Origin of the sequence: Serratia nevei (assembly GCF_024160145.1) — a bacterium.
GTDB lineage: Bacteria > Pseudomonadota > Gammaproteobacteria > Enterobacterales > Enterobacteriaceae > Serratia > Serratia nevei_A.
This window is the reverse complement of sequence record NZ_JAMYWQ010000001.1, coordinates 319,202-334,758: the sequence shown is the minus strand read 5'-3', so window position 1 is coordinate 334,758 and position 15,557 is coordinate 319,202. Positions and strand designations below refer to the sequence as shown.

Below are 15,557 nucleotides of genomic sequence, written 5' to 3'. Positions count from 1 at the left end.
GTTACAGGCGCTCGCGTTGGGTTAACTGGAGGGTAAGGTTCTCAATGCGTTCGGCCATTTGTTTGGTCAGCGCGGTGAGTTCGGTGTTTTGCTTCAGCAGTTCAAGCAACTGCTCGGACTGCCGTTCGGCCAGGGTTTGCCGCTGCGCCATCGCCTCGTCCAGATCTTCCCGGTGCTGGGCGTCGGCCAGGGCATGCGCCTGGTCGCGCTCGGCCTGGCGAGTTTGCGCCAGTAGGATCAACGGCGCGGCGTAGGCCGCCTGAAGGCTGAACGCCAGGTTAAGCAAAATAAATGGATAAGGATCGAACTTGGTGAAGCCGGCCAGGTTGAGGTAGATCCAGACGCCGACCACCACCGTTTGCCCCACCAAAAAAGTCGGCGTGCCAAAAAAGCGGGCGAACGCTTCGGCTTTCAGGGCAAACCACTGATCGCCGAAGGTATGGGTCAGGCCTTGCAACGGCCGATACAAGCGAAATTTTTTGTGTTCCGACATAGCGGTAAGACTCATAGAGATTGGAAGTGTTGCATTTATAGCACAAATGCATGTAAAGACGCGGCAGACCGGCGTAGACCACCCACAGCGCACGATCCCTCAACGAAAAATCCCTTATCAAGATTAGGCCTGCTGGATAATAGGCTAAGCTAATTATTGCTCTGTTGCGCTATGTCGCCTGACGGGCGCCACAAGCCATTCCCATAACAAGATCGGTTGCGCCGAACGCAGTGACGCCTTCGGCTTTTTTGGAGTCATGAGCAATGAGCATATCCCAAGTTCCGCTTTCGCGGCGGCGTTTTATCGTCGGCGCCGGGGCGTTGGTGATCGGCGCCTATCTGCCGTCCACCGGCGCGCTGGCGCGTTCGGCTGCCCCGGCCGCCTCCGGCGCGGCGGCGTTTGACGCCAACGCCTTCGTTCAGATCGGCGCCGACGGCGTCGTCACCGTGATCAGTAAACACACCGAAGTGGGCCAGGGGGTCTATACCGGCATGGCGACGCTGGTTGCCGAAGAGCTCGATGCCGATTGGGCGCAGGTGCGGGTCGTTGCCGCGCCGGTGGACACCAATATCTACAAAAACCTGACCTTCGGATTCCAGGGCACCGGCGGTTCCAGCTCGGTGGCCAATGCCTATGAGCAGATGCGGCGCATGGGTGCCATGGCGCGTGCGCTGCTGGTGCAAGCCGCCGCGCAGCGCTGGAAAACCTCGGCGCAGGAAATTACCGTGCAGGCGGGCAAGATCCGCCATGCCGCCAGCGGGCGCGAGGCGGGCTTCGGCGAGTTCGCCGCGCTGGCCGCCACGCTGCCGCCGCCCGATCCCGCTAGCCTGACGCTGAAGGATCCGGCCAATTTCACCCTGATCGGCAAAGCGCGCGGCCTGCACCGCGTCGATTCGCTGGCGAAAACCAACGGCAGCGCGCAGTTCTCACAGGATATCCACGAACCGGACATGTTGACCGTCACCATCAAGAAGCCGCCGCGCTTCGGCGGCAAGGTGGCGACCTTCGATGCCGAACGGGCGCTGGCGGTGCCGGGGGTGGTGGCGGTGAAGCAAGTCGCCACCGGCGTGGCGGTTTACGCCAAAAACACCTGGGCGGCGATCCAGGGGCGGGAGCGGCTGAAGGTGACGTGGGACGACGCGCAGGCCGAACGGCGCAACACCGAGGCGATCTACGCCGAATTCCGCCAGGTGGCGCAGAAAACCGGCGTGGTGGCGAAGAGTCTCGGCAAGCCGGACGAGGTGTTCGACAAGGCCGACAAGGTGATCGAGGCCGAATACACCTTCCCCTATGTCGCCCACGCGCCGATGGAGCCGCTGGACGGCTATCTGTTCTGGGACGGAGAAAGCGTCAAGGCGCGCTACGGCTGCCAAATCCAGACGCTCGATCACAAGCAGCTGTGCGATCTGTTCGCGTTGCCGCCGGACAAGGTACAGATTGAAACCATTCTGGCGGGCGGCAGCTTCGGCCGGCGCATCGATTTAGGCAACCCGACGCTGGGGCCGGATCTGGCGGCCGACATGGCGGCGGCGGCCAAGGGCATCGGCCCCGGCCACGGCGTGAAGGTGGTATGGACGCGCGAGGACGACATTCGCAACGGCTGGTATCGCCCGATGATCCTGCACCGCCTGCGCGGGGCCATCCGCGGCGGCAAGGTGGTGGGCTGGACCGATACCGTCGTCGGCCACTCCTGGACGCGCCACAGCGCGATGGATGCGCTGGTGGTCAACGGCCTCGATCAGATGATGGTCGAGGGCGCCAGTGAGGTGTCATACACCTTCGAAGCCTTCCGCTGCGATGCGCACATCGTGCCGGGCAAGGTGCCGACCACCTCGCTGCGGTCGGTGGCCAGCACCCACACCGGCCACGCGGTGGAGAGCTTTATCGATCAGCTGTTGCAGGAAACCGGCCAGGATCCGGTCGAAGGGCGGCTGGCGCTGATGGGCGATGCGCCGCGCGCGGCGGGCGTGCTGCGCGCGGTAGCGAAAGCCGCTGACTGGCAGGGCGCGAAAGTGGTGGACGGGCGCGCGCGCGGCGTGGGCGTCGCCAAGGCGTTCGACACCTATGTGGCGCAGGTGGCCGAGGTCTCGATCGGCGAAGGCGGCATCCCGAAAGTGCACAAGGTGTGGTGCGCGGTGGACTGCGGCGTGGCGGTGAACCCCGACGTGATCCGCGCGCAGATCGAGGGCGGCATCGGCTACGGCCTGAGCATGGCGCTGTACGGCAATATCACGCTGAAAGACGGCGTGGTCGAACAGTCCAACTTCAATAACTTCCGCCCGCTGCGCATCGATGAGATGCCGGAGATCGAGGTGATCATCGTGCCTTCGAGCGAGAAACCGACCGGCGTGGGCGAACTGGGGGTGCCGACCATCGCCCCGGCAGTCGGCAACGCGCTGGCGCTGCTCGGGCGGCCGCGCACCTCGCTGAGCCTGCCGCTGCATAATCCTACCGCGAACCCGGCGTCTGACAAGGAGAGAACCTGATGATTCAATTAACCGTAAACGAGCAGCCGCTGACCTTCGAGGGCGATCCGCACATGCCGCTGCTGTGGTTCTTGCGTGACGAAGCCGGCCTGACCGGCACCAAGTTCGGCTGCGGCATCGCCATGTGCGGTGCCTGTACCGTGCATCTGGACGGTGTGCCGGTGCGATCGTGCATGACGCCGGTCTCCGCCGCCGTCGGCAAAAAAATCACCACCATCGAAGCCGTGGGCGCCACGCCGGAAGGCAAGGCGGTACAGGAAGCCTGGCTCAGTCTGGACGTGGTGCAGTGCGGCTACTGCCAGTCCGGCCAGATCATGAGCGCCAGCGCGCTGCTGGCGCAAAGCAAGGATCCGAGCGATGCGGACATCGACGCGGCGATGGGCGGCAACGTCTGCCGCTGCGCCACCTATGTGCGCATTCGCGCCGCCATCCACCAGGCCGCCAAGGCGTTGGGTTAGGGAGAGATGCGATGAGCAACGCCTTGAAAGGGCTGTTATGGCTGATTATCGCCGTGGTGGTGTTGGCGGGAGGATACGTGCTGTACACGCTGCTGCGGCCCACCGGCGCGGAGCCTGCGGCGCCGATCGCCGGGGCGCCGGCCGGCATCACCGATAAACTGGCGCGCGGCGAGTACCTGGCGCGCGCCGCCGACTGCGTGGCGTGCCACACCGCGCCGGGCGGCACGCCGTATGCGGGCGGCTTCGCCTTCAAGCTGCCGTTCGGCACCATTTACGGCACCAACATCACCGCCGACAAAGAGACCGGCATCGGCAACTGGAGCGACGATCAGTTCGTGCGCGCGGTGCGTGAAGGCGTCGGCCCGCAGGGCAACCTGTATCCGGCGATGCCGTACACCTCGTACACCGAACTGAGCCGCGACGACGTGCTGGCGATCAAGGATTATCTGTTCAGCCTGCCGCCGGTGAAACAGGCCAACCCGCAAAACGATCTGTCGTTCCCGTTCAACCAGCGTTGGGGCATGAAATTCTGGAACCTGGCGTTCTTCCATGAGCAACGCTTTGCGCCGGATCTCAACAAGGACGAGCAGTGGAACCGCGGCGCCTATCTGGCGACGGCGCTGGGCCACTGCGGCGAGTGTCATACGCCGCGCAATCTGGGGTTCGGCCTCAATCAGAGCAAGCACCTGAGCGGTGAAGTGGTGCAGGGCTGGTTCGCCGCCAACATCACGCCGGACAAACAGACCGGCATCGGCGGCTGGAGCGACCAGCAGCTGTCGCAATATCTGGCCACCGGCCATGCGCCGGGGCGCAGCAGCGCCGCAGGCCCGATGGCGGAAGCGGTGGAAAACAGCCTGCAGTTCCTGACGCCGGAAGACAATCTGGCGCTGGTGAAATACCTGCGCGATATCGAACCGATCGCCGGCGACGGCGCGGCGGCGGTGAACCTGCAGCCGAAGGGCGCGGGGGCCTCCACGCCGATCCTGCCGGGCGGGCAAGACCGTTCGCTCGGGCGGCGGATGTTCGCCAACGACTGCAGCGGCTGCCACCAGTGGAACGGGCCGGGCCGCCAGAGCGAGTACGCCTCGCTGGTGGGCAGCACGGCGGTGAACGATCCGCAGGGGCGCAGCGTGGTGCAGGCCATTCTGAAGGGGACGAGCATCAGCATCGGCGAGCGGCATGAAATGATGCCGGCGTTCGGCAGCGCCTATTCCGACGAGGAAGTGGCGGCGGTCGCCAACTTCGTGGTCGGCCACTTCGGCGATAAGCAGGGCAACGTCACCGCCAAACAGGTGGCGGAGCAGCGCAAGCAGTAAAGCGAAAAGGCGCGCGGGCCGGCTTAGCCTGCGCGCTTCTCGACCAGAAAATCCAGCAGCGCCCTGACCTTGGAAGACATGTGCTCACGAGAGGGGATATACAGGTAGAAGCCGGGAAACGGCTGCGACCAGGGCTGCAGGATCCGCACCAGTTCACCGCGTTCCACCTGCGCCTTCACGGCGAAATCAAAGTGCTGAATAATGCCGACATGCTGCAACGCGGCGCGGATCATGCCGTCGTCGTCGTTGGTGATCATGCTGCCTTGCGGCTCGACGGAAAAGGTATGGCGCGCGTGCCGCTCAAGGGTGGAAAACTCCCATTGATAAATGGCCCCGCTGGTTGCGTGGCGAAAAGCGATGCAGTTGTGGTTGACCAGATCCGCCGGCGTGGCGGGCGTGCCGTAACGGCTGAGGTACTGCGGCGTGGCCACCGCCACCAGTTCCACCTGCGGGGTGATGGGGATCGCCACCATATGCTCGGCGAGGCTTTCACCCAGCCGCACGCCGGCGTCGTAGCCTTCGGAAATGATGCTGGCCATGCCGTCGTCCATCACCAGCTCAAGCTTCAGTCTGGGATAGCGCGCCAGAAATTCGCCGACATGCGGTTCGATAAAGTGCTTGGCGGCCGTGCGCGAGGCGTTTATCCGCAGCAGCCCCGCCGGCTCGTGGCGGCTCTCTTCCAGCGTGCTGACGGCGTGTTCGATCGCGTTGAGGGCGGGGGCCAGGGCCTCGAGCAGGCGTTGCCCTTCCTCTGTGAGCGACATATCGCGGGTGGTGCGGTAGAGCAGCTTGAGATTCAGCTGTTTTTCCAGCGCCTTTAGATTTTGCGACAGCGCGGCGCGGGAAACGCCCATTTGGGCCGCCGCTTTGGTGAAGCTGCGGTGCTGCGCGATATGCGCGAACCACGCCAGTGAGGGAAGCAGGGAAGGATCCATCGAGACGCTCCGCATTGTAAATCACAGCTTAACACTGTAGTCCATTCTCTGCGCTTCTCAAAGAACAATACGGCGTCTAAAGTGAGCGTTATCCCAGCGGAAGCGATGCCGAGCGCGTTTCCCGAGCCAGCAACCCTGTGAGGAACTCATGATGAAAACGGTCAAAATCAAGCGTCAGTATTGGGACATCGCGGCGGATATTCATTTCCCGCCGGATTTCGACGAGCGGAAAAAGTATCCGGCGATCATCAGCGCCCACCCGATCGGCAGCTGCAAAGAGCAGACCTCGGGCAATGTCTATGGTGCGGTGCTGGCGAAAGCCGGCTTTGTGGTCATCGCGTTCGACGCCAGCTTCCAGGGCGAGAGCGGCGGCGAACCGCGCTTTATCGAAGATCCCGCCCAGCGCGTGGAAGATTTCCGCGTCGTGACCGATTATCTGGTGACGCTGGATTACGTTGATGACCAGCGTATCGGCGTGCTCGGCATCTGCGGCGGCGGCGGTTACGCCATCAACGCCACGATGACGGAGCGGCGCATCAAAGCGGTGGCGACCATCACCGGCGCCAACTATGGCCGGGTGATGCGCGAGGGCGTGTTGGCCAACGGCGATCCTGTGGCATTTCTGGAGGATATTGCCCGGCAGCGCACCGCAGAGGCGCGCGGCGCGGCGTTGCGCGTGGACGTAGGCCTGTACCCGAGCGTTGAGGCGGCGCAACAAGACGGTGCCGATATCGATCTGCGCGAGGCGACGGAATACTACCGCACGGCGCGCGGCGAGAAGCCGAACGGCGTAAACAAGACGCTGTATTCCCACAACGCGGTGGCCGTGGGCTGGGATGCGTTCCACCTGGCGGAAGTGCTGCTGACCCAGCCGCTGTTGGTGATCGTCGGCAGCAAACCCGGCCTGTTCGGCGCGTTGCGCGACGGCTATGAGATCGTGCGCCGCGCCAAGTCGCAGCACAAAGAGCTGGTGGTGGTGGAAGGCTGGTCGCATTACGATCTCTACGACAAACCGGAGCCGGTAGCCCAGGCGCTGGAGAAGCTGGTGCCGTTCTTTAACGCCACGCTGTAAGCGCAGGCCGGAGGGCGAGGGAGTCTCTCCCTCGCCGTGGCGTCAGCGGCTGCGCCGTGACATGACCCGCTTGTCTTTCGGCCGATCCTGCCAGTCCTCAACCTGATTGTTGAAGTTATCCGCCAGCAGGTAGGCCGGGGTTTTCGCCAGCCAGTCGGACAACGAAATATCCTGATAAATGCCGTTGTCCATCACGATCAGCACCTTCAAATCCTCATCGCCGATGTTCTCGATGTAATGGCCGAAGCCCTGCGGCACGTAGCCGACGTCCGAAGGGGCATATTCTTCCGTCTGCGCGTGGCCGTGCGAGCTGAACACCGTCATGCGGCCCTTGCCGGCAATATAGTATTGCCATTCGTTGGCATTGGGGTGCCAGTGCAATTCCCGGATCGCGCCGGGTTTCACGATCTCGATGATGCCGGTCATGGTGGTGGAAATGGGAAATTCTTTCGATGACACCAAATGCACGCTGCCGGCGTCATTTTCAAAGAACGGTTTTTTCTTCATTAATTCATAGCGGTGGGTCAGCGGGGCGTTATTTAATCCACCGTCGTTTTTCGGTAATGGCAGGGCGGGCGGAACGGCGCCGCCAACAATATAGGCCTCACCCTGTTTGGCCTTGGAAAATACCGCCGCCGGCATGTCGACGCTTTTTTCCAATACCTCTTTCGGCATATGCGCCACCCAATCGGTGATGCTGAAGGTGCCGAATTCGGAGAAATGGCCATTATCGAATGCCAGAATAAAATGCGCGCCGTCCGCCAGCGCCTGAATGGAATGGCCGTAGCCTTTTGGGAAATACCACACGTCGCCGGGCCCGAAATCCGCCACTTCGCATTTGCCCTCGGGATCGAGGATGGTGATGCGCGCATGGCCTTCCAGCATAAACGCCCATTCGGCGGCGATGGCGTGCCAGTGCAGCTCGCGCACGCCGCCCGGCTCCAGCGTCATGTCGACGCCCGCCACGCCTTCGGAGATTGGAAACTGCTCGACGGTGGCCTCGCGTGCCCAGCCGCTGGGCAGGCTGCGTTTTTTGCTGTCGGTGAATTTGTACTTATAGAGGTGCTGCGCATTAGCAGGCGGCTGATAGCTGCTGGGGGGCACGATATTGCGATGGTCGTCGGCAGCGGCATTTTTCGCGATACCGCCTATCATGCCGGCGGCTGCGGCGCTGACGGCGGAGACTTTCAATATATCACGACGCGATAGCATAGCGTTTTCTCCAATATAAAACCGTGCGCCTGCGGAGACAGGCGACAGGGAAGGCGCGAGCGCCATTGAAATGATTTTTTGTCATCGGCGGGAACAGGCTGTGACCCTTAAATCCTAGTGGCTGGAATTTATTGGGTAGGCGCTTATTTGTTTGTGTTTGTTACTAAGTGAGAGCGGGTTTGATTAATTCATCGGAAGTTGAATAGTCATTAATTGGAATTAAATTTAGTCGTCGACCGGTTTAAATAAATAATAAACGACAGCTATTTCATGACTCCCCCACGGTCTCCAGCACCAGCTGCCGAAAGCGCTCGACGATCGGCGAAGCCGGGCTGCGGCGCAGCGCCAGGTAAAGCGGGGCGCTGAGCTGTGCCTCTTCGGCGAGGGTGCGGTAGACGATGCCGTCGCCGCCCAGCCGCCGCATTGAGCCGGGCACCACTGACAGCCCCAGCCCGGCGCCGACCAGGCTGAGGGTGGCCGGCAGGCGCGGCGCTTCCTGCACGATGCGCGGGCTGAAGCCGGCGCGGTGGCAGGCGGCCAGGATGGCGTCGTACAGCCCCTGGCCGGCCGGGCGGCGATAGAGAATAAACGCCTCGTGGGCCAGTTCGGCCAGCGGCAGCGGCTGCTGCGTTTCTTGCGCCAGCCGGTGGCCCAGCGGCAGGGCGACGATCATTGGCTCGCTGAGCACCGGCTCTACGCTCAGGCCGGGAATGCCGCTGGCGGGCGAACGCACGAAGGCGGCGTCGAGGCGCTGTTCCAGCAACGCCTCCATCAGTTCGCCGCTGCCGGCTTCTTCCAGCTGGGTGGTGATGCCCGGCAGGATGTCGCGGTAGCGGCGCAGCAGGTTGGGCACGAACGGGTGCAGCGCGGCGGAACTGGTGAAACCGATGGCGATGTGCCCCTGCTCGCCGCGAGCGGCGCGCTGCACCGCTTCGCGCAGGCGTTCGGCGCGCGCCAGCAGGGCGCGGGCCTCTTCGAACAGCACACCCCCCGCTTCAGTGACGCGCACGCCGCGCGGCAGGCGCTGTAACAGGGTTACGCCCAGTTCATCTTCCAGCCCCTGCAGCAGGCGGGTCAGCGGCGGCTGCTGGATAAACAGCCGCTCGGCAGCGCGGGTGATATTGCCTTCTTCCACCACGGTGACGAATGCCCGCAGGCGACGCAGTTCGATCATAGCCATACCTCAAAGGTATCTTTAGTTGTTCCGGAATGCATTAGACATCATGGCACGGCGGCGCGCATGATACCAGACATCAAAACAAGCGATGTGGAATGGCAATGTGATGTCAGATATCAATACGTTAAAACCGCACCCGGCGGCCGCGCCGGGCAACGCGGAGCTGTTTGTGGGCTTTCTGTGGCTGGGGCTGATCGGCTTCGGCGGCGTGCTGCCGCTGGCGCGCAGCATGTTGGTGGAGCGCCGGCGCTGGCTGAGCGGCGAACAGTTCACCGAGCTGCTCGGGCTGTGCCAGTTTCTGCCCGGCGGCAACGTGATCAACCTGTCGGTGGCGGTAGGTATGGAGTTTCGCGGGCTGCGTGGCGCGCTGTGCGCCTTGCTGGGCCTCATCAGCGCGCCGACGGCGATCGTGGTGGGGCTGGGCGTGGTCTACGCCCGCTTCCAAAACGATCCGCATGTGCAGCATGTGTTCGCCGGGCTGGCCGCCGCCGCCGCCGGGCTGCTGCTCTCGACCGGGATCAAGATGCTGCTGCCGCTGCGCGGTAAATGGCCGGCGCTGGCGATCGTCGCGCTGGCCTTGATCGCCATCGCCTGGCTGCGCCTGCCGCTGTTGCCGACCATGCTGGTGCTGGCGCCGCTGAGCATTCTGCTGATGTGGCGGTGGCCGTCATGAGCGGGGTTCTGATTGCGCTGGCGCTGATCTTCACCGAGCTCTCTCTGCTGGCGTTCGGCGGCGGCATGACCATTCTGCCGGAGATGCAGCGGCAGGTGGTGGAGGTGCATCAATGGATGAGCGCCCAGGAGTTCAGCGCGCTGTTCGCCATGGCGCAGGCCGCGCCGGGGCCAAACATGATGATCGTGCCGCTGGTCGGCTGGCATGTGGCCGGCTGGGCGGGGCTGCTGGTTTCTTCGGTCGCCAAGTTCGGGCCGTCTTCCATCGTCACGCTGCTGGTGATGGGCGCCTGGCGGCGCTTTAAGGATCGCCCGTGGCGCCGCATCGTGCAGGCCGGGCTGGTGCCGCTGACCGTGGGGCTGGTGGCGGCCAGCGGCATCTTGATCGCCGAGGCTTCCGCGCCCAGCTGGCGGCTGGCGGCGATCGTGGCGCTGGCGACGGGATTGAGCATGAGCAAGCGCCTCCATCCGCTGTGGGTGCTGGCGGGCGGCGCGCTGCTCGGGTTGCTGTTCGCCTGAGGGATTAGCGCGGGATCAGCACAAAGCGCGAAGGGCCGCCGCGATCGATCAGCTCATAGCGCTTTGGCGCGGTCAGGGCCAGAAACGCCACCATGCCGCCTTCGGCGTCGGTCAGCGTCATGCCGTCCGGCGTCGGCCGCCAGGCGACCGGCAACGTTTGCAGCGCCAGCGGCTGCAGGCACTGCGCGGAGGCGCTGAAGCGGAAGGCGTTGGTGTTGGCCACCGCTTCGTCGCTGAGCTGCACCTCGCAGACGGTTTTACCGTCGCCGATGGCGGCGAGCTGCCAGTCGCCCTTCAGCGCGGCGGGTTCCAGCAACGGCAGTGAACTGCCCAGGGCACTGCTGCACAATACGCTCATAACGACTCCTGTCAGGCTGGCGCGACGCAAGGCGCGCATAAGGAAAAGGGTTGGCATCGGGTCACTCCTTTCGGCTGTCCGTTCACACCTTAGCATGTTCCCTGCGGGATGATGAGGCAAGGATTAGGTTTTTTAATCCTCGATTATTCTGATCTAACCGGCGATAACATGCCCAAAAAGACGAGTCATTAGCCCGCCGATACGCTTATCTTTCTCATTAATACTGCGCTAATACAAACCGTTATGATTATTTCCGTCTTGATGTCCGGCGTGATGATGCGCGGCGGCGTGGGCTCGCGCCGTCGAGGTTAATTACTATACTGGTCAATCCTAAGCCTTGGCTTAGATTAGAACGACTGATGAATAGTCTTACAAAGCGAGTGGATTCCTACTGTGTAAAAGGAGAATGCAATGAGCAGTCGCCACAACGACATTTTGCAAGATGACGATGAGTTCACCAGCCTGTCCGCCACGTCCCCCAACGATCATAACTATCAGTTTTACTATCACCGACCCGGCAGCCCTTATGATGGGCTGGGATACGGCGCGCTGTTTACGCTGGACAACGCCAACCTGTACAGCAACCAGCGCGGCGGGGCAGCCATTAATAATTTGGGTAAAATCCGCGATAACTTCAGCTTCGATCGCGCCGCCGATCAGCTGACACGCCCCGGCCTGACGCACAACGGCGATCAGGTGTATCACCAGCCGGTGGCGCTGACCTATTCCTTCCTGACGCAGAGCGCGCTGAATCGCATCGGCCAGACCGGTGACGGCGACAAGGGGCTGCAACCACTGACCCTGGCGGCGCAGACGCAGGCGCTGAAATCGATGCAGGCGTGGGCCGACGTAGCGAACGTGACCTTTACCGAAACGGCGTCCAGCGATATCAACCACCGTGCGGACATCACCTTCGCGTACTTCACCCAGCGCGCCGACGGCAGCACCGCCGCCGGCAGCGGCCCGAATGCCATCAACGCGTACGCCTATTACCCGCCGAGCTCCAAGCCGGGCAGCGATAACGCCTTTGCCGGCACGGTGTGGTTCAATAAAAACTTCGCCACCCATAAGGCGCCGGTTGCCGGCGATTTCAGCAGCCAGACCTTCACTCACGAGCTGGGGCATGCCCTGGGGCTGGCGCATCCTGGGTCTTATGACGCGTCGTTGGGCAACCCGAGCTATCAGAACGATGCCGCTTATTATCAGGATTCGCTGCAATACTCGATCATGAGTTATTTCAACGCCGGTTACACCGGTGCCGACACCAAAGGGGTGTATGGCTATGGCCCGATGGTGGACGACATCGCCGCGATCCAAAAATTGTACGGTGCCAACATGAGCACCCGTACCGGCGACACGGTGTACGGCTTCAACTCCAACACCGGACGCGATTTCCTGACCGCCACGGCGGACAACGGCAAACCGGTCAACTTCGCGGTGTGGGACGCCGGCGGCAACGACACGCTGGACTTCTCCGGCTACAGCCAGCAGCAGATGATCAACCTGAACGACGGCGCGTTCTCCAGCGTCGGCGGCGGCACGCAGAACGTCGCCATCGCGCGCGGGGCGATCATTGAGAACGCTATTGGTGGCAGCGGGCGTGATGTGATCATCGGCAACGATCAGGCCAACCTGCTGGCGGGCAACGCCGGTTCCGACATCCTGTACGGCGGGCTGGGGGCGGACCATCTGTGGGGCGGCAAAGACGCCAACAACTTCACCGACTATTTCGTCTATCTCAACGCCAAAGAGTCAACGGTGTCGGCGTTCGACGTGATTGAAGACTTTGAGCACGGCATCGACAAGATCGATCTCTCCGGCCTGCGCTTCAACAACAGCCTGAGCGAGTTGCGCTTTATCGACAGCGGCAGGGCCTTCAGCGGCCAGAAAGGCGAGATCCAGCTTAACTTCGACGCCTTCAACGGCACTACCGATCTGCTGATGAACACCCAAAGCAACAGCTATGCCGCCGACTTCAAGATCCATGTGGTCGGGCAGGTGGAGCAGAGCGATATCTTGTTTGCCTGAGGGTGAGGAAGAAAAAGAGAAAAGGGCCGAACGGCCCTTTTTTTTACGGCTGAGCCACTGCCGCGCCTTCCGCCGCGCAGTAGCCGGTCATCACCTCGCCGGAACGGCGGTAGTGGGCGACGATCACGCCGCCGGGAGCAATGACCGTTTTGGTCAGCGTAAAGGCCGCCGGCGCCGCGTTGTCATCGAACAGCCGCTTGCCGCCGCCGAGCAACACCGGATAAGTGAGTAGCCGCAGTTCGTCCACCAGATCGTTGGCCAACAGCTGCTGCATCAGCGTGCTGCTGCCCTGCACCAGCAGCGTCGGCCCCTGCGCGCGCTTCAGCTCGCGCAGCCGGGCGAGGATATCCCGCCCCAGCCACTGGCTGTTTTGCCAGCTCAGCGTCTCGCCGTGGTGGGTGGCAACGTACTTGACCGCCTGATTGAACGAGCGGGCTATGCCGGCGGCAAAGTCGTCGAACAGATCGGAAGCGGTGTCGGTGGTGATCTGCGGCCAGTAACCGGCGAAGATGTCGTAGGTGCGCCGCCCCAGCAGCAGATCGAACGGCGCGGAGAAAAGTTCGGCCATCGTTTCCGCGATAGTGTCATCCCAGTAGGGGGCGGTCCAGCCGCCGAAGCGAAAGCCGCCGGCGCGATCTTCGTCCGGCAGGCCTGGCGCCTGCATCACACCGTCGAGGCTGACGAAGGCGCTGGCAATAATCTGTCGCATGGCTGTTTCCTGCAGTTGAGTGCCAGCTGAAAGTTTAGCCGCCGCGCGGCGGCTGCGCCAGCCGGCCTCAGGGTTGCAATGCCTTAAGCAGCGCCTGATGGAAACGCTCCGGTTCCTCCATTTGCGGCGCATGGCCCAGCCCGGCGAACTCGATCAGCGTGGCGTGCGGGATCAGCTTCGCCGCCTGTTTGCCCAGCTCCGCGTAGTGACCTATCCTGGCCTTGACCGCCGGCGGGGCGATATCGCTGCCGATGGCGGTGGTGTCGGCGGTGCCGATCATCAGCGTAGTGGGGGTTTGCAGATCCTTGAACTCGTAGTACACCGGCTGGGTGAAGATCATGTCGTAGATCAGCGCCGAGTTCCACGCCACCAGGCGATGGCCCGGCCCGTTGTTCAGCCCGGCCAGCATATCCACCCAGCGATCGTACTCCGGCTTCCAGCGGCCGCCATAGTAGGTGCGCTGCTCATAGTTGCGGATGCCCTCGGCGGTGGTGTTCAGCTCGCGCTCGAACCATTGATCGATGCTGCGCCACGGCACGCCTTTCGCCTTCCAGTCCTCGAGGCCGATCGGGTTGACCATAACCAATTGCGCCACTGCCTGCGGATACATCAGGCTGTAGCGCGTGGCCAGCATGCCGCCGGTGGAGTGGCCGATAACGATGGCCCGGCTGATTTTCAGGTTCTGCAGCAGGGCGTGGGTGTTTTGTGCCAGCTGCTGGAAGCTGTACTGGTAATGCGCCGGTTTGGTAGAGGAGCAAAAGCCGATTTGATCCGGCGCGATGACGCGGAAGCCGGCCTTGCTCAGCGCCTTGATGGTGTCCTGCCAGGTAGCGGCGCAGAAGTTTTTACCGTGCAGCAGCAGCGCGGTGCGGCCGTTGGCGGCGCCTTCCGGCGGCACGTCCATATAGCCCATCTTTAACGGCTGCCCCTGCGAGGTGAAGCTGAACTGCTGCAACGGATAAGGGTAGTGGAAACCCTGCAGCTCCGGGCCGAACTTCGGCGTTTCGGCGGCGCCGGCGGTGAACGCGGCCAGCGTGGCACACAGCAGCGCGCTACGGGTTAATCTCAGCATCCTGATCTCCTGAAAAACGGGCGAAAGCCGAGTATAGCCACAATCAGGGCGTCGGCGCGCAGACGGTTTATGATAATGCTGTATAGAGTCGACATCCCCTCAACTTCCTTATCTTACAAACCACAAACCGCCCCAAAACTAAATACCCAATGTGCCGTTAATCAGGGTGCGGCAGTGCCCGCCGATCCAGGGTTCGCCGGCAATAAAACGCACGCTCACCCGGCCATCTCGATTCAGTTGGGTGCCCTGGCGCACCTGGTAGCCCTGTGCGGTCTGGCCGCCGTCGGGGAAGCGGTTGGCCTTTAGCAAGCGAGCCAGGCAGGCATTGGCGCTGCCGGTCACCGGATCTTCAATCAAGGTGCCGCATTCCACCATAAACGCGCGCATTTCGTAATCGGCCGGTTCGGTTGCGGAGCAGGCGCCATAGATCACTACGCCATCCACATCGCAAGCCGTTTGCAACCGTTTAATCGTGGCCTGATCCGGCGTCACCGCCAGGCAGGATGGTGCGTCAGGCAGGCGCACCATCAGCCAGCGAATGCCCATCTCGGCAATCACCGGCAGAGGGCTTGCTGCAATCATCGCGGGCCGTAAAGCGGCCATCAGCCGTTCTGTTTCCTCAGCCGCCATTGGGCGGAACTCAACTTCGGGCGCGGCGAACGCCAATGTGCCTTCCGGCTGGATATCGACCGCCACCAGGCCGACGCCGCATTCCTGCATCACCGTTCCAGGCCGTTTAGGCGTCAGTCCGGTTTCCAGCAGGGCGTGGGCAGTGCCCAGCGTCGGGTGACCGGCGAAGGGCAGCTCTTTTTCGGTGGTGAAAATGCGCACCTTATAATCCGCCGCCGGGTGCGTCGGTTTAAGCACAAAGGTGGTTTCCGAAAGGTTGGTCCAGCGGGCCAATGCCAGCATCTGCGCGGTGCTCAGCCCCTCGGCCTCCAGCACCACCGCCACGGGGTTGCCCTGCAGCGGCGTTCGGGTAAACACATCCACCTGTTTGTAGGCGCGGGGTGTCACATCATCACTTCTGAGCATTGGCCATCATCCGTT

Annotated in this window: 15 protein-coding genes; 7 read left to right on the top strand and 8 right to left on the bottom strand. The window is 62.8% G+C overall.

Annotated elements, in window-relative coordinates:
• Nucleotide 1: 1 nt before the first annotated feature.
• Nucleotides 2-493: a DUF1003 domain-containing protein gene (locus M6G53_RS01470; RefSeq protein ID WP_253328447.1), complete on the bottom strand. Its 492-nt coding sequence runs from the start codon at nt 491-493 to the stop codon at nt 2-4.
• A 263-nt stretch (nt 494-756) separates the two neighbouring features.
• Here M6G53_RS01470 and M6G53_RS01465 point away from each other — a divergent pair, with 263 nt between their 5' ends.
• The 3 genes from M6G53_RS01465 to M6G53_RS01455 are packed head-to-tail and all read left to right on the top strand — an operon-like array spanning nt 757 to nt 4,753.
• The gene (locus tag M6G53_RS01465) at nt 757-2,979 is read left to right on the top strand and encodes a xanthine dehydrogenase family protein molybdopterin-binding subunit (protein WP_253328446.1); all 2,223 of its coding nucleotides are present in this window, start codon (nt 757-759) and stop codon (nt 2,977-2,979) included.
• Nucleotides 2,979-3,437: a (2Fe-2S)-binding protein gene (locus M6G53_RS01460; protein ID WP_253328445.1), complete on the top strand. Its 459-nt coding sequence runs from the start codon at nt 2,979-2,981 to the stop codon at nt 3,435-3,437. Before M6G53_RS01465 ends, M6G53_RS01460 begins: the two co-directional genes overlap by 1 nt.
• An 11-nt stretch (nt 3,438-3,448) precedes the next feature.
• Nucleotides 3,449-4,753 carry a c-type cytochrome gene (locus tag M6G53_RS01455; RefSeq protein WP_253328444.1) on the top strand — a complete coding sequence of 435 codons (1,305 nt, stop codon included), beginning with the start codon at nt 3,449-3,451 and terminating at the stop codon, nt 4,751-4,753.
• 23 nt (nt 4,754-4,776) lie between these two features.
• On the opposite strand, the gene M6G53_RS01450 is transcribed toward M6G53_RS01455, so the two are convergent.
• Nucleotides 4,777-5,688, bottom strand: a complete 912-nt coding sequence (locus M6G53_RS01450) for a LysR family transcriptional regulator (RefSeq protein ID WP_253328443.1) — start codon at nt 5,686-5,688, stop codon at nt 4,777-4,779.
• Nucleotides 5,689-5,839: 151 nt separating this feature from the next.
• On the opposite strand from M6G53_RS01450, the gene M6G53_RS01445 reads away from it, so the two are divergent.
• Nucleotides 5,840-6,760 (top strand): alpha/beta hydrolase, encoded by a 921-nt coding sequence (locus M6G53_RS01445; protein ID WP_253328442.1) that lies wholly within the window; start codon nt 5,840-5,842, stop codon nt 6,758-6,760.
• Nucleotides 6,761-6,802: 42 nt separating this feature from the next.
• Here the strand turns inward: M6G53_RS01445 and M6G53_RS01440 are convergent, their stop codons facing one another.
• Nucleotides 6,803-7,972, bottom strand: a complete 1,170-nt coding sequence (locus M6G53_RS01440; RefSeq protein WP_253328441.1) for a cupin domain-containing protein — start codon at nt 7,970-7,972, stop codon at nt 6,803-6,805.
• A gap of 268 nt (nt 7,973-8,240) precedes the next feature.
• Nucleotides 8,241-9,152, bottom strand: coding sequence for a LysR family transcriptional regulator (locus M6G53_RS01435; protein WP_060439994.1), 912 nt, complete (start codon nt 9,150-9,152; stop codon nt 8,241-8,243).
• A 103-nt stretch (nt 9,153-9,255) separates the two neighbouring features.
• Here M6G53_RS01435 and M6G53_RS01430 point away from each other — a divergent pair, with 103 nt between their 5' ends.
• Nucleotides 9,256-9,822, top strand: coding sequence for a chromate transporter (locus tag M6G53_RS01430; protein WP_033634481.1), 567 nt, complete (start codon nt 9,256-9,258; stop codon nt 9,820-9,822).
• On the top strand, nt 9,819-10,340 hold the full coding sequence (locus M6G53_RS01425; RefSeq protein WP_033634482.1) for a chromate transporter: 522 nt from the start codon (nt 9,819-9,821) through the stop codon (nt 10,338-10,340). Before M6G53_RS01430 ends, M6G53_RS01425 begins: the two co-directional genes overlap by 4 nt.
• Before the next feature lie 4 nt (nt 10,341-10,344).
• Here the strand turns inward: M6G53_RS01425 and M6G53_RS01420 are convergent, their stop codons facing one another.
• Nucleotides 10,345-10,698, bottom strand: a complete 354-nt coding sequence (locus tag M6G53_RS01420) for an AprI/Inh family metalloprotease inhibitor (protein WP_089185945.1) — start codon at nt 10,696-10,698, stop codon at nt 10,345-10,347.
• 411 nt (nt 10,699-11,109) lie between these two features.
• Here M6G53_RS01420 and M6G53_RS01415 point away from each other — a divergent pair, with 411 nt between their 5' ends.
• On the top strand, nt 11,110-12,726 hold the full coding sequence (locus M6G53_RS01415; protein WP_253328440.1) for a serralysin family metalloprotease: 1,617 nt from the start codon (nt 11,110-11,112) through the stop codon (nt 12,724-12,726).
• 43 nt (nt 12,727-12,769) lie between these two features.
• Here the strand turns inward: M6G53_RS01415 and M6G53_RS01410 are convergent, their stop codons facing one another.
• The 3 genes from M6G53_RS01410 to M6G53_RS01400 form a co-directional block, all read right to left on the bottom strand.
• Nucleotides 12,770-13,435 carry a dihydrofolate reductase family protein gene (locus M6G53_RS01410; RefSeq protein ID WP_253328439.1) on the bottom strand — a complete coding sequence of 222 codons (666 nt, stop codon included), beginning with the start codon at nt 13,433-13,435 and terminating at the stop codon, nt 12,770-12,772.
• Nucleotides 13,436-13,502: 67 nt separating this feature from the next.
• Entirely contained in the window at nt 13,503-14,507 is a 1,005-nt protein-coding gene (locus M6G53_RS01405) for an alpha/beta fold hydrolase (protein ID WP_253328438.1), read from the bottom strand.
• Between the two features lie 138 nt (nt 14,508-14,645).
• Nucleotides 14,646-15,542, bottom strand: coding sequence for a PhzF family phenazine biosynthesis protein (locus M6G53_RS01400; RefSeq protein WP_253328437.1), 897 nt, complete (start codon nt 15,540-15,542; stop codon nt 14,646-14,648).
• Nucleotides 15,543-15,557 lie beyond the last annotated feature (15 nt).